Raw genomic sequence first — 12,529 nt, 5'->3', positions numbered from 1 at the left:
AGGATTTTTTGCACTTTGGACAGAAGACGGACATGATTATGTCAGGAACATGTGTAAAGTTTGCAATAATCCTTTACGAAAAATCTCAAACAATGGTAAACTTTTAGTAACCCTGCACGTCAGGGAGTTTGGGTGAAATTCGTCGAATAATGCAAAATGCTGTTATAAAATTAAATTATAGGAGTGCTGAAGTGGCCAAAGTTAAAACCAAGTTTCAATGTACGGAATGCGGCTATGAAGCCCCCAAGTGGTACGGTAAGTGTCCGGGTTGTCAGTCATGGAATTCAATGGTGGAAGAAACAGAGACGGTGGTCAAAACACAAGGGAGAAATTCTCCTCTGTTTGACAGTAAAGATAAACCGCTTCCTATCATAGATATAGATAGCGGTCAGGAACCGCGTGTACAGACTGGAATCGGAGAGTTGAACCGGGTATTGGGTGGCGGAATCGTTCCGGGTTCACTCGTTCTGGTGGGCGGAGATCCGGGTATCGGTAAATCAACGTTGATGTTGCAGACGTCCCATGCTTTGACGCATTCGGGTTTGCGTGTGTTATATGTTTCCGGTGAGGAATCAGTCAAGCAAACCAAATTGCGGGCAGACCGTCTCGGGGCACTCTCTGCCGAGTTGTATGTACTGTGTGAAACCAATATGGAACGTGTGGAGGAAGCGGTGGATCAGATCCAGCCGCATTTTCTTGTCATCGACTCCATTCAGACGGTATATCTTCCCGAAGTTACCAGTGCGCCTGGTAGTGTTGCACAGGTAAGGGAATGTACGTCAAGGTTCATGCGGATTGCCAAAGGCAGAGGCATTGCAACGGTTCTTGTGGGGCATGTTACCAAAGAAGGTGCCATTGCCGGTCCACGTATGTTAGAACATATGGTGGATTGCGTGCTCTATTTTGAAGGAGAACGGCATCATACGTATCGCCTGCTGCGTGCGGTGAAGAACCGTTTTGGTTCCACCAATGAGATTGGCATTTTTGAAATGGGCGAGGATGGACTTCGTGAGGTGGGCAATCCGTCCGAACTCTTTTTGTCGGAACGTCCACTGGGTGTAGCAGGTTCAACGGTAGTTGCCAGTATGGAGGGGACACGTCCTCTGCTCGTGGAATTACAGGCGTTGATCTCGACTACCCATTTCCCTTCCCCCCGCCGTATGGCAACAGGGGTAGATCTGCATCGATTAAATCTGATCATTGCAGTGCTGGAGAAACGAATGGGCATGTTTTTACAGACCCAGGATGCGTATCTGAACGTGGCTGGTGGAGTACGATTGGATGAGCCCGCTGTAGACTTGGCGGTTGCCGTCAGCATTGCATCCAGTTTGAGAGATGTACCGACCAAGCCGGATGACGTCATCTTTGGCGAGATCGGTCTGACAGGTGAAGTTCGAGCCGTATCACGGGCCGAACAACGAGTGAAGGAAGCCGCAAAGCTGGGCTTCAAACGAGTCATTTTACCAGAAAAAAGCTTAAAGGGCTGGAAACATCCTCGCGGGATACAACTGATCGGTGTGAATACCGTGGCAGATGCACTAGCGGTTGCTTTAGATTAGGGGGCATAACAAGATGAAAGATATGAGCCAACTGGATAATATGAATGAGTTGTTAAGGCTGATCGCACCAGGTACACCTTTCCGCGAAGGTCTGGAAAATGTGCTGCGCGCCAAGACGGGCGCACTGCTTGTTGTAGGATACAGCCCTGAAGTAATGGAAGTGGTGGATGGGGGATTCTCAATTAACTGTGATTTCTCCCCAAACTATCTGTACGAACTCGCCAAGATGGATGGAGCCATTATTCTTAGCGAGGATTTGAAGCGTATTCTTTACGCCAATACCCAGTTAATCCCGGATTCATCTATCTCTTCATCAGAGACGGGGATTCGTCACCGGACGGCAGAGCGTGTAGCAAAGCAAACGGGTAAATTGGTCGTATCCATATCACAGCGCCGGAATATCATTACCTTGTATCAGGGAACACTTCGTTATTCCCTCAAGGAAATCGGGGTTATTTTGACCAAAGCGAATCAAGCGATTCAAACCCTGGAGAAATACAAAGCGGTATTAACACAGTCCCTTACGAATCTGAGTGCCTCTGAATTTGAGGAACTAGTGACGATTCCTGAAGTGGTTAATGTGATTCAGCGTACCGAAATGGTGATGCGGATCAAAACGGAAATCAAACGATACATTCATGAACTCGGGAATGAGGGACGACTCATTTCCATGCAAATGGAAGAGCTTGTGGGTACAACGGAAGAAGAAGCCTGGTTATTGTATAAAGACTATGCCCGTGACGACAGTGATGACAAAATCCGTGAAATTATCGTGGGACTGAAAAGATTGTCGGACGATGAGTTGCTGGATGCACATCATATTGTCCGTCTGCTCGGCTATCCTTCATCAGCGGCTACTTCAGAGGATTCGGTTGCCCCTCGTGGATTCCGGGTATTAAATAAGATCCCCCGCCTGCCCAATGTCATTATCCATAACCTGGTGGATCAATTCGAACAATTGCCTCATGTTATTATGGCTACAATTGAAGAACTGGACGAAGTGGACGGTATTGGTGAAGTTCGTGCCCGGACCATTAAGGAAGGCCTCAAACGTTTGCAGGAGCAAATGTTTATCGACAGACAGATGTAAGGGTTTGCCTATATAAAGGCTTGAAATGGATGAGGTGAAACAACGATGCTAACCAGATTCATTCCGAATCTCTTTACCCTGGGTAATCTGTTTCTTGGAATGATGGCAATTTTGCTTGCGATTGATGGAAATTACAGTTTGGCTGCCATTATGGTCATTGTAGCGATGCTGCTAGATGGTCTGGATGGCCGAGTGGCACGTGCACTTAATGCCCAAAGTGAATTCGGTAAGGAACTGGATTCCTTGTCTGACATGGTTTCCTTTGGTGCAGCACCAGCCCTGATCATATTTATGGTGTCGTTTCAAGATTCAATGCCGATTCTCGCCTGGATCGCAACAGCGGCTTTTCCGATCTGTGGAGCTATTCGTCTTGCGCGGTTTAACGTTCGTCCGGGTATTCCCGGATACTTCACAGGTCTGCCGATTCCCGCAGCCGGCGGGGTACTGGCCACACTGTCCTTGTTCAATAAGGATATTGGCCCGGTTAGCATGATGATTGCTACATTGCTGTTATCCTATCTGATGGTGAGTTCGCTTAAATATCCCAATTTTAAAAAGGTCGGTTTGCCACGCAAGGCAATCTGGATTGCACCATGGGTTGTGTTATTTGCCATAGCCGTAGCCGTTATTTTCCCGGAGCAGTTATCCAAGTTGATCTTTATTCCGTTGGTGTTATACGCCCTGTATGGAATGAAGCATAATGTGCGAACAGCGGCCTCACGTAGTCGGGCGAAAAAGCGCAAGGATGAGAAATCTTCCCGTCCTTCCGATCGTTAAGTCGCCTTGGGGACCGACACTATACAAAGAAAGCACGTACTCTCCTGAACTGGAGAATGCGTGCTTTTTGTTTATTCAGATCTATTTACGGTAAAAGAAACCCTTACAGACGACATACATATCTTCTTACGACAGATTAAACATCCCTAACGTTGAACACTTCTGTGATTCGTGATTTACGACCTCTTCCATGTTAATGTCCAGCAGATTGCAGAGAGCCGACATGTAGAACAGGTTCCGCCCTAGCTCAGAGCTGATGACCTCTCTGCAGTTCTCACACAACTCACCTTCCACATGCGTTTCCAGCAGGCCCTTGGTTTGAGCGATATCGCTCTCCGGGGCATATTTCTGCTTGGTGGCGTGCAGCTCGATGCAGCCGCATTCGGTAATGGCTTTGGACACGGCACGGTTAACAGACGCTCCGGCTTGTCCCGTTTTGGACAGTACATCAATCAGGCTGCGATGACGCAACAACAGTTCAGAAACTTGATCCTGGAAAGCCTGTAAACTTAGCGTACTCATTTTGCCACTCACCTCGGGATATGAATTGAATTCATTATATGCCAATAATTTACCTACTTTCAACTGACGATTGCAACATTTCCAAAAAGTTCTTGCAGATGGGATTAGCAATTCAAGAATTGGATCATACTGGATATAAAGATCAAGATACATTGAAGGAGGTGCAGGGACTAATGTGGAAAAAAGGCATTTTAACTTTTACAGGATTGTGCGGTGCATGGTTCGGCTACACGGCATATCATCTGGCAGGAAAATCGGTCCCATGGATGGCGGAGTGGATTCAGTCAGCAGGATTACTGGGAGCTGGTATATCGACGCTGCTGGGAGCTGTAATGTTTATGGCTGTATGTAATATTGGTGGAACATTGATGGCAGACAGGCTGCATAGTGGAATTGATTCATTGGCAAAAGTACCTATGAACGAATTGGCTGCAGGTGCTGCAGGTACCGTTGCAGGATTGCTCGTGGCCTTGTTGATCTACCCTGTTGTGGGATGGATGGGGACGGCAGGAGAAGTGCTGCAAGTGGCGCTGACGGTGATTAGTGCTTATTCCGGTTATACCCTTGCCATGGCGAAGAAAGACGATCTGGGGGCCTTCTGGATGTCTGGACGATGGGGTCATCCCGAGGTGGACGAGGACAGACGGATGGAAGAACATAAAATTCTGGATACCAGTGTTATTATCGATGGGCGTATCGCTGATATATGCAAAACCGGATTTATTGAAGGCACGATCGTAATTCCGGAATTTGTTCTGGAGGAGTTACAGCATATTGCCGATTCATCGGATCTGCTCAAGCGTAACAGAGGACGGCGTGGACTGGACATTTTGAACAAAATCCAGAAGGAACTTGATGTAAAAGTCCTGATCTACGAGGGGGATTTCGAGGAAATCTCCGAGGTGGACAGCAAACTGGTTAAACTGGCTAAAGTGCTTCAGGGTAAAGTGGTCACCAATGACTTTAACCTGAACAAAGTGTGCGAACTTCAGGGTGTATCTGTGTTGAACATTAATGATCTCGCCAATGCGGTTAAGCCGGTTGTTCTGCCAGGTGAGGAGATCATGGTGCAGATCATCAAGGATGGCAAGGAGCATGGTCAAGGTGTAGCCTATCTGGATGATGGCACAATGATCGTTGTGGAGGGCGGACGCGAGTATATCGGCATGATGATGGAAGTGCTGGTGACCAGTGTGTTGCAGACTTCAGCGGGACGAATGATTTTTGCCAAGCCGAAACTGTTGGAAAAAGCCCAATAAAGCGGTATGATGGGTAGTGTATCGTTGAATGATATTGTATATCTTTGGACGATAAACTGACAGACAAGGCAGGGATTGCGGCATGGATAAAGGGTGGGGCGTTGTCATTGTGGCAGCAGGTCGCGGAACCCGGATGGGGACGACCGAGAGCAAACAGTTTCTGTTGCTGCAGGACAAGCCCGTTTTCATACATACGCTTGAGGTATTTGCTGTGCTGGACGAGATCCGCGAGATGGTGCTGGTCACAGGAACCGCAGATGTTGAACGCTGCCAGGATTGGGTAAAAGAATACCAACTGGATTCACGTGTCCGTGTTATCCCCGGAGGGAAAGAGAGACAACATTCTGTCCATAAAGGCCTTGAGGCACTTGGGACGGATTGGGTTCTCGTTCACGACGGGGTACGTCCTTTTGTGAACCATGAGCAGATCAAGGGATGCATGGCGGCCGCCATAGCCGGTGGTGGAGCAGCTGTACTGGCGGTTCCCGTGAAGGATACGATCAAACAAGTGAATGCGGAAGGAGTCGTTACGGCGACGCCAGACCGCAGCAGTCTGTGGAGCATTCAAACCCCGCAGGCTTTTCGTCTTTCTTCCCTGCTCTCCGCCTACGAATCAGCTGAGCAGGACGGATTTCTGGGAACAGATGATGCCATGCTGGCTGAACGTCAGGGAATGTCGGTCAAGGTTGTGGAAGGCAATTATACCAATATCAAATTAACAACGCCGGAAGATTTGAAATATGCTGCGTTTTTGCTGGGGGGAGAGAAGAAGCGATGATACGTGTAGGACAGGGATTTGATGTGCATCAGCTGGTAGAGGGACGCCCGTGTATTATTGGCGGAGTAACGATTCCTTATGAAAAAGGTCTGCTGGGTCACTCGGACGCAGACGTGCTGTTGCACGCGATCAGTGATGCCATTTTGGGTGCACTGGCACTTGGGGATATTGGAAAGCACTTCCCGGATACCGATCCTGAATTCAAAGATGCCGACAGCCTGAAATTGCTGGAGCATGTATGGCAGCTTGTGAAGGATCGCGGGTATAAGCTAGGGAATATCGATTCAACGATTATTGCCCAGAAGCCAAAGATGGCTCCTTATGTCCCACAGATGGCTGAGGTTATTGCCAAGGCACTGGAAGCGGATGTAACGCAGGTGAACGTGAAAGCAACAACGACAGAGCAACTGGGATTCCCGGGACGGGGAGAGGGCATTGCCGCTCAATCCGTTGTTTGCCTTGTACGTGTGTGATATCATCAATCAATTAGTGACGGAGGGGATCATATGAGCACGGATATTCGTGTGCGTTACGCGCCGAGCCCAACGGGACACCTGCATATCGGGAATGCCCGTACGGCGTTGTTTAACTATTTATATGCCAAACATAATAACGGTAAATTCATTATTCGTATTGAAGATACGGACGTGAAACGGAATATTGCCGGTGGTGAAGAAAGCCAACTGAAATACCTGAAGTGGCTCGGAATTGAGTGGGACGAAAGTATTGACGTGGGCGGAGAATACGGACCATACCGTCAAACGGAACGTCTGGACCTCTATCGTAAATATACGCAGGAATTGCTGGATAAAGGTCTGGCTTACCGTTGCTTCTGCACGGAAGAAGAATTGGAGCAAGAGCGCGAGGAACAGTCAGCACGTGGAGAAACGCCGCGTTATTCTGGCAAACACCGTGACCTGACTCCAGAGCAAATTAGTGCGTTTGAAGCGGAAGGCCGCGTAGCGAGTATTCGTTTCCGTGTGCCGGAAGAGCGCACATATACGTTTGATGATATGGTTAAAGGCACAATCTCGTTCAACAGCAAGGAATCCGGTGACTTCGTCATTGTGAAAAAAGACGGCATTCCCACATACAACTATGCCGTTGCTGTGGATGATCACTTGATGAAGATCTCCCACGTCCTGCGTGGGGAAGATCACATCTCAAACACGCCGCGTCAACTGATGATCTATGAAGCGCTTGGCTGGGAGCCACCGCAATTCGGTCATATGACGCTGATCGTGAATGAAAACCACAAGAAGCTGAGTAAACGGGATGAATCCGTTATTCAGTTTATTGAGCAGTATGATCAGCTCGGCTATTTGCCTGAAGCGATGTTTAACTTCATTTCCCTACTCGGCTGGTCGCCGGAAGGGGAGGAAGAGATCTTCTCGCAAGAGCAACTGATCTCCATTTTTGATACGAAACGTCTGTCCAAGAGCCCTGCGGTATTTGATACCCACAAGCTGGCGCACTTGAACAACCACTATATCAAACATGCTGACCCGGAACGTATTGCCGAAATGGCCATTCCGCATCTGCAAAAGGCTGGACGTATTTCTTCCGAGCTGTCTGCTGAACAAAAAGAATGGGCTTATACTCTGGTACACCTGTACCAGGAGCAGATGAATTCTGCCTCCGATATTGTCGAATTGTCGGAAGTATTCTTCCGTTCCAATCTGGAGCTTGAAAGTGAAGGAGAAGCAGTGCTTGCGGAGGAGCAGGTGCCAACCGTACTGAAGGCATTTGCGGATAAAGTACAGGCGAGCGAAGAGTTTACTCCAAGCAAAATGGCTGCATTGATCAAGGAAGTACAGAAAGAAACCGGCTTTAAGGGCAAACAGCTCTTTATGCCAATTCGTGTAGCCTTGACTGGACAGACGCATGGACGGGACCTGAACCAAACGATCGTACTTCTGGGTCGTGATACGGTGATCGAACGTTTGCTTGCACAAGTAAAATAATCTTAGTCGAAGACATTCCGTTTATTTGGAATCTGAACACAGTCCTACGATGGATGGATTACGTAGGAGGCTGTTGTCAGTCTGAGGCCTTTTCGCTATAATAACAACACAACGAATAATTGATATGATTTATCTAATAGAACAGCAAAGATCGGGAGGAGTAGACTGACCCGGACAGATTCAGAGAGGATGGTCCCGCAGCAAAGAGAGATTTCTTTGGTTGCGGTGGCTGTGAACCATTCACTGTCCATCAGTCGAAATGCGCCCGTGAGCTGCACATCCGAATCCAGCCCCGCCTTTGTTGATCATGACAAGGGAAAACGTTAGGATAGGTTGTGACGATTGGTTTCCGTTACCAAACCGCTTGAGGGCTCATTCTATTTAAGAATGGACCGAGCAGAGTGGGACCGCGATAAACGCCTCTGCAGCTAAATGCTGCAGGGGCGTTTTTTGTTTAGGCGAGTGTGCAGTACACTACCAAGGAACGCGCCGTCCGGTAAGCCGGAGGACGGGAACCTGAACAAGAGGGGAACGAGCATGTTCAAGAAGATCAGATCAGATATCCAGGCGGTGTTTGAAAACGATCCGGCGGCCCGAGGTTGGTTTGAGGTGGTATTCACCTACTCAGGGCTGCATGCGATATGGGCACACCGGATCGCTCATTTTTTATACAAGCGAAGATGGTTCTCGGTTGCCCGGTTCATTTCGCAGGTTAGTCGTTTTATGACAGGAATCGAGATACATCCTGGAGCTACGATCGGAAATCGGTTGTTTATTGACCACGGAATGGGCGTCGTTATTGGAGAAACATGTGAGATCGGCGATGATGTCGTTATCTATCAGGGGGTTACCCTGGGCGGAACAGGGAAAGAAAAAGGGAAGAGACATCCGACCATTGGTAATAATGTGGTTATCTCATCCGGAGCCAAGGTGCTGGGTTCATTTAGCGTGGGGGATCAATGTAACATTGGTGCGAACTCCGTTGTGCTTAAGGAGGTCCCTTCCAATAGTACCGTGGTAGGTATACCGGGCAGAATTGTTAAACAGGATGGCCGACGGGTAGATCGCCTCAGTCAGCAATTGCCCGATCCGGTTGTTGACTCCTTGCGCGGTATGCAAAAAGAACTCGAACGATTGCAGGAAGAAGTACGTACACTGCAAAATGCTCGTGAAAATGAGACTGTGCGTGATACGTGATACAATAAATAAAGGCAGTATAGGATGAAAGGATAAGTGACCATGACGCTTCAGATTTATAATACGATGAGTCGTACCAAAGAGGAATTTGTTCCCCAAGAGCCAGGGAAAGTGAAAATGTATGTCTGCGGACCAACGGTATATGACTACATTCATATCGGGAATGCACGCCCGGTTATCTTTTTCGACACGGTTCGTGGATACCTGGAACAGACAGGGCATGATGTGAACTATGTGGTGAACTTCACGGATGTGGACGATAAGCTGATTCGCAAAGCAGAACAACTTGGAACAGATGTTCCTCACGTGGCTGAGAAATTTATTGCTGCCTATTATGAAGACCTTGAGGGACTAGGTATTCCCAAGGCAAGCAGCAATCCGAGAGTAACGGAAAACATGCCGCTGATCATTGATTTTATCCGTGAGCTGGTTGAAAAAGGATTTGCGTATGAAAATGGCGGCGACGTCTATTATCGCACAGGCAAATTCAGCGAATATGGCAAACTTTCGAAACAAAACCTGCAGGAGCTGCAATTTGGAATCCGTGTGGGTGTGGACGAACGCAAAGAACATCCCGAAGATTTTGTGCTCTGGAAGGCTGCCAAACCAGGTGAGATCTATTGGTCCAGTCCTTGGGGTGATGGTCGACCAGGCTGGCATATTGAATGCTCCGCCATGGCTAGGGAGTACCTTGGGGATACACTGGACATTCACGGGGGTGGACAGGATTTGCAGTTCCCGCACCATGAGTGCGAATGCGCCCAATCCGAGGTATTAACAGGTAAACCACTTGCGAACTACTGGATGCATAATGGATTCATACGGATTGATAACGAGAAAATGTCGAAATCACTCGGTAATGGTGTTCTGGTTAAAGACTTGCGGAATCAATATAAACGCGAAGCGATTCGTTATTTCATGTTGTCTACCCACTATCGCAACCCATTGAACTTCACGGATGATACGATGGAGCAGGCACAGAACAGTGTGGACCGGATTGCGAATGCGGTAGGTAACCTGAACCATCGTTTGAATGCAGTAACTGTTGATCAGGATATCACAGCAGAGTTTGCGGCAAGACTCGACCAAATTCGTCAGCAGTATCACGAGAAAATGCAGGATGATTTCAATACTCCTGATGCGATTACTGCTATGTTTGAGTGGGCAGGGGAAGCCAACCAACTGTTGCAGCAAGAAGTAGTTAATGCGGCAGACATTCGTGCGCTCCTCGAATTGTTCAGTGAATTGAATGCTGTGCTGCGCATCTATACTGACGCAGAGCCAGAACTTCTGGATGAGGAAGTGGAACGTCTGATTGAAGAGCGTGTAGAAGCGCGCAAGTCCAAAAACTGGGCAAGAGCGGATGAAATCCGCGATGAATTGTCTGCACGTGGCATTCTGCTTGAAGATACGGCGCAGGGCATGAGATGGCGGCGCAAATGAGCGAAGGACATCCAAATACACCAAAACAACAGGAGCAGGTCACAGACGGAGGATGGTTCCCGTATCCTCCTTCCAGACCTGCGAGGTTGATTCCACCTATTGCACTGGCCTATATTGGTGATGCGGTATATGAGGTAGCTGTTCGTCAATATCTGTTGTCGAAGGCCAACATGCGTCCCAATCATTTGCACCGTAGTGCAACCGGGTTGGTATCAGCGAAGGCACAGAGCCGCATACTTACAACGATTGAGGCTGAACTGACAGAGGAAGAACGTGATATCGTCAGGCAAGGGCGGAATGCCAAGTCGGGTAGTGTACCCAAAAATGCAGATGTGTTGGAATACAGACATGCCACGGCTTTTGAATGTCTCATTGGTTACCTCTACAGCAGTGGTCATCATGATCGCATGATTGAACTGATCGGACTTGGCATTGAGCACGCGGAACAACAATCGCCATCACCGACAAAATAATAGAAATTTCAACAAAACAACGCATTATAGAGAGGATCGAACAACGATGGAAGAAGAATGGATCGCCGGTAAACACTCCGTGACGGAGGCGCTGCGTTCAGGCCGGACCATTAATAAAATATGGATTGCCGATACAGCACAGAAACATCTGACTCAACCTATTATCTCGGAAGCTAAAAAACTAGGTATTGTCATTCAACACGTGGACAAGCGTAAGCTGGATCAAACGGTACCAGGCATTCAGCATCAGGGGGTAGTTGCACAAGCAGCACCTTATGCTTATGTGGAGGTAGAAGACATTCTTGCCGCAGCAAAAGCGAAGAATGAGCATCCTTTCCTGATTCTGCTGGATGAGATTGAAGATCCTCATAACCTGGGGTCAATTTTGCGGACAGCAGATTGCACGGGTGCGCATGGCGTCATTGTACCCAAACGTCGCTCGGCAGCGGTAACCGTGACCGTTTCCAAAACATCAGCAGGCGCTGTGGAGTACGTGCCGGTGGCTCGTGTAAGTAATCTTGGTCAGACCATTGATCGCCTCAAAGAGGAAGGTGTATGGGTTGTAGGGACAGATGTCACGGCTCATGAAGGTGTCTTTGGTAATGGAGTCTTTACTGGCCCTGTAGCATTGGTAATCGGAAATGAGAACAAGGGAATGGGACGACTTATTCGTGAGAAATGCGATGTGCTGATCAAATTACCAATGCAAGGTCAGATTAATTCCCTGAATGCTTCCGTGGCAGCCGGGGTTGTCATGTATGAAGTGCTCCGTTCGCGTCAAGCGCAGGAATAGAAGGTATGGCTGATTCCCGTGATGTGCTTCTTGTAGACGGGTACAACATGATTGGTGACTGGCCGGAATTAACCAAGCTGGCGGAAAGTGGGCTCGAAGAGGCACGTAACAGGCTTCTCTTTCGTCTTGCAGACTACCAGGCTTTCTCCGGCCGGCGAGTCATTGTTGTGTTTGACGCCTACCTCGTGCCTGGACTCGGTAAATCCTTTACTCAGAGCAAAGTGCAGATCTATTTTACAAAGGAAAAAGAGACGGCAGACGAATGCATTGAGAGACTCGTTCGGGAACTAAGCATGCGAAGACGCCAAATCTATGTGGCTACGAGCGATATGGTAGAGCAACATGTCATATTTGGACAGGGAGCGCTACGTGTATCTGCAAGGGAGTTGCTAATTGAAGTTGAGCAGAACGAAAAAGAATTAAAAAAACGACTGGAAGAAGATCAGGCGAAGACCACGCGTAACACACTCGGGGGCAAGTTGAGTCCGGATGTATTAAAAGAGTTTGAGCGATGGCGCCGGGAATAACAGCATGTTTTTACAAAATTTAGAATATTGAAACTCTTGACATTTATGTTATTGATGTTCTTTTTTAGGCAGAGCGTGGTTGACGGTGTGAGGTACCATCATATATACTGATCCTATATTTCATAGAGTAGAGTAACGGGGTACCTT

At 48.1% G+C, this 12,529-nt stretch carries 13 protein-coding genes; 12 read left to right on the top strand and 1 reads right to left on the bottom strand.

The genetic code is table 11. From position 1 onward, the window contains the following. Positions 1-191: 191 nt before the first annotated feature. The 3 genes from radA to pssA are packed head-to-tail and all read left to right on the top strand — an operon-like array spanning position 192 to position 3,426. Positions 192-1,559: a DNA repair protein RadA gene (gene radA / locus MKY44_RS25640; RefSeq protein ID WP_036671578.1), complete on the top strand. Its 1,368-nt coding sequence runs from the start codon at positions 192-194 to the stop codon at positions 1,557-1,559. Between the two features lie 13 nt (positions 1,560-1,572). Further along, positions 1,573-2,649, top strand: a complete 1,077-nt coding sequence (disA, locus tag MKY44_RS25635; protein ID WP_047841130.1) for a DNA integrity scanning diadenylate cyclase DisA — start codon at positions 1,573-1,575, stop codon at positions 2,647-2,649. A gap of 45 nt (positions 2,650-2,694) precedes the next feature. Then, entirely contained in the window at positions 2,695-3,426 is a 732-nt protein-coding gene (gene pssA / locus MKY44_RS25630; RefSeq protein WP_017692048.1) for a CDP-diacylglycerol--serine O-phosphatidyltransferase, read from the top strand. Between the two features lie 126 nt (positions 3,427-3,552). On the opposite strand, the gene MKY44_RS25625 is transcribed toward pssA, so the two are convergent. Continuing rightward, positions 3,553-3,948, bottom strand: a complete 396-nt coding sequence (locus MKY44_RS25625; RefSeq protein ID WP_017692049.1) for a hypothetical protein — start codon at positions 3,946-3,948, stop codon at positions 3,553-3,555. Between the two features lie 173 nt (positions 3,949-4,121). On the opposite strand from MKY44_RS25625, the gene MKY44_RS25620 reads away from it, so the two are divergent. From MKY44_RS25620 to MKY44_RS25580, 9 genes are all read left to right on the top strand, one after another. Beyond that, complete coding sequence (locus MKY44_RS25620) at positions 4,122-5,207, top strand: PIN/TRAM domain-containing protein (protein ID WP_341009106.1); 1,086 nt, start codon at positions 4,122-4,124, stop codon at positions 5,205-5,207. 82 nt (positions 5,208-5,289) lie between these two features. Continuing rightward, complete coding sequence (gene ispD / locus MKY44_RS25615) at positions 5,290-5,985, top strand: 2-C-methyl-D-erythritol 4-phosphate cytidylyltransferase (protein WP_076320294.1); 696 nt, start codon at positions 5,290-5,292, stop codon at positions 5,983-5,985. Further along, positions 5,982-6,458 (top strand): 2-C-methyl-D-erythritol 2,4-cyclodiphosphate synthase, encoded by a 477-nt coding sequence (gene ispF / locus MKY44_RS25610; RefSeq protein WP_076216850.1) that lies wholly within the window; start codon positions 5,982-5,984, stop codon positions 6,456-6,458. The genes ispD and ispF overlap by 4 nt, the downstream gene beginning before the upstream one ends. Before the next feature lie 33 nt (positions 6,459-6,491). Then, positions 6,492-7,949, top strand: coding sequence for a glutamate--tRNA ligase (gltX, locus tag MKY44_RS25605; protein ID WP_036607153.1), 1,458 nt, complete (start codon positions 6,492-6,494; stop codon positions 7,947-7,949). Between the two features lie 537 nt (positions 7,950-8,486). Continuing rightward, the gene (cysE, locus tag MKY44_RS25600) at positions 8,487-9,146 is read left to right on the top strand and encodes a serine O-acetyltransferase (RefSeq protein ID WP_036607155.1); all 660 of its coding nucleotides are present in this window, start codon (positions 8,487-8,489) and stop codon (positions 9,144-9,146) included. Positions 9,147-9,188: 42 nt separating this feature from the next. Beyond that, positions 9,189-10,589 (top strand): cysteine--tRNA ligase, encoded by a 1,401-nt coding sequence (gene cysS, locus MKY44_RS25595; RefSeq protein WP_091020524.1) that lies wholly within the window; start codon positions 9,189-9,191, stop codon positions 10,587-10,589. Then, positions 10,586-11,062 (top strand): Mini-ribonuclease 3, encoded by a 477-nt coding sequence (locus MKY44_RS25590; RefSeq protein WP_341009105.1) that lies wholly within the window; start codon positions 10,586-10,588, stop codon positions 11,060-11,062. Before cysS ends, MKY44_RS25590 begins: the two co-directional genes overlap by 4 nt. A gap of 46 nt (positions 11,063-11,108) precedes the next feature. Next, a complete protein-coding gene (gene rlmB / locus MKY44_RS25585) occupies positions 11,109-11,855 on the top strand; it encodes a 23S rRNA (guanosine(2251)-2'-O)-methyltransferase RlmB (protein ID WP_017692057.1) in 747 nt (248 codons plus the stop codon). 5 nt (positions 11,856-11,860) lie between these two features. Next, on the top strand, positions 11,861-12,382 hold the full coding sequence (locus tag MKY44_RS25580) for an NYN domain-containing protein (protein WP_036607162.1): 522 nt from the start codon (positions 11,861-11,863) through the stop codon (positions 12,380-12,382). Positions 12,383-12,529: the final 147 nt, after the last annotated feature.

The sequence above is a fragment of the Paenibacillus sp. FSL R7-0026 genome, from assembly GCF_038004485.1.
Lineage (GTDB): Bacteria > Bacillota > Bacilli > Paenibacillales > Paenibacillaceae > Paenibacillus > Paenibacillus xylanexedens_A.
This window is presented reverse-complemented; position numbering and strand designations above follow the sequence as displayed.

Excerpts from the sequence above, each read along its gene's own strand:
- pssA (WP_017692048.1), top strand. The coding sequence starts at position 2,695 with ATGCTAACCAGATTCATTCCGAATCTCTTTACCCTGGGTAATCTGTTT.
- cysS (WP_091020524.1), top strand. The coding sequence starts at position 9,189 with ATGACGCTTCAGATTTATAATACGATGAGTCGTACCAAAGAGGAATTT.
- MKY44_RS25625 (WP_017692049.1), bottom strand. The coding sequence starts at position 3,948 with ATGAGTACGCTAAGTTTACAGGCTTTCCAGGATCAAGTTTCTGAACTG.
- gltX (WP_036607153.1), top strand. The coding sequence starts at position 6,492 with ATGAGCACGGATATTCGTGTGCGTTACGCGCCGAGCCCAACGGGACAC.
- MKY44_RS25580 (WP_036607162.1), top strand. The coding sequence starts at position 11,861 with ATGGCTGATTCCCGTGATGTGCTTCTTGTAGACGGGTACAACATGATT.
- disA (WP_047841130.1), top strand. The coding sequence starts at position 1,573 with ATGAAAGATATGAGCCAACTGGATAATATGAATGAGTTGTTAAGGCTG.
- cysE (WP_036607155.1), top strand. The coding sequence starts at position 8,487 with ATGTTCAAGAAGATCAGATCAGATATCCAGGCGGTGTTTGAAAACGAT.
- MKY44_RS25590 (WP_341009105.1), top strand. The coding sequence starts at position 10,586 with ATGAGCGAAGGACATCCAAATACACCAAAACAACAGGAGCAGGTCACA.
- rlmB (WP_017692057.1), top strand. The coding sequence starts at position 11,109 with ATGGAAGAAGAATGGATCGCCGGTAAACACTCCGTGACGGAGGCGCTG.
- ispF (WP_076216850.1), top strand. The coding sequence starts at position 5,982 with ATGATACGTGTAGGACAGGGATTTGATGTGCATCAGCTGGTAGAGGGA.
- MKY44_RS25620 (WP_341009106.1), top strand. The coding sequence starts at position 4,122 with ATGTGGAAAAAAGGCATTTTAACTTTTACAGGATTGTGCGGTGCATGG.
- ispD (WP_076320294.1), top strand. The coding sequence starts at position 5,290 with ATGGATAAAGGGTGGGGCGTTGTCATTGTGGCAGCAGGTCGCGGAACC.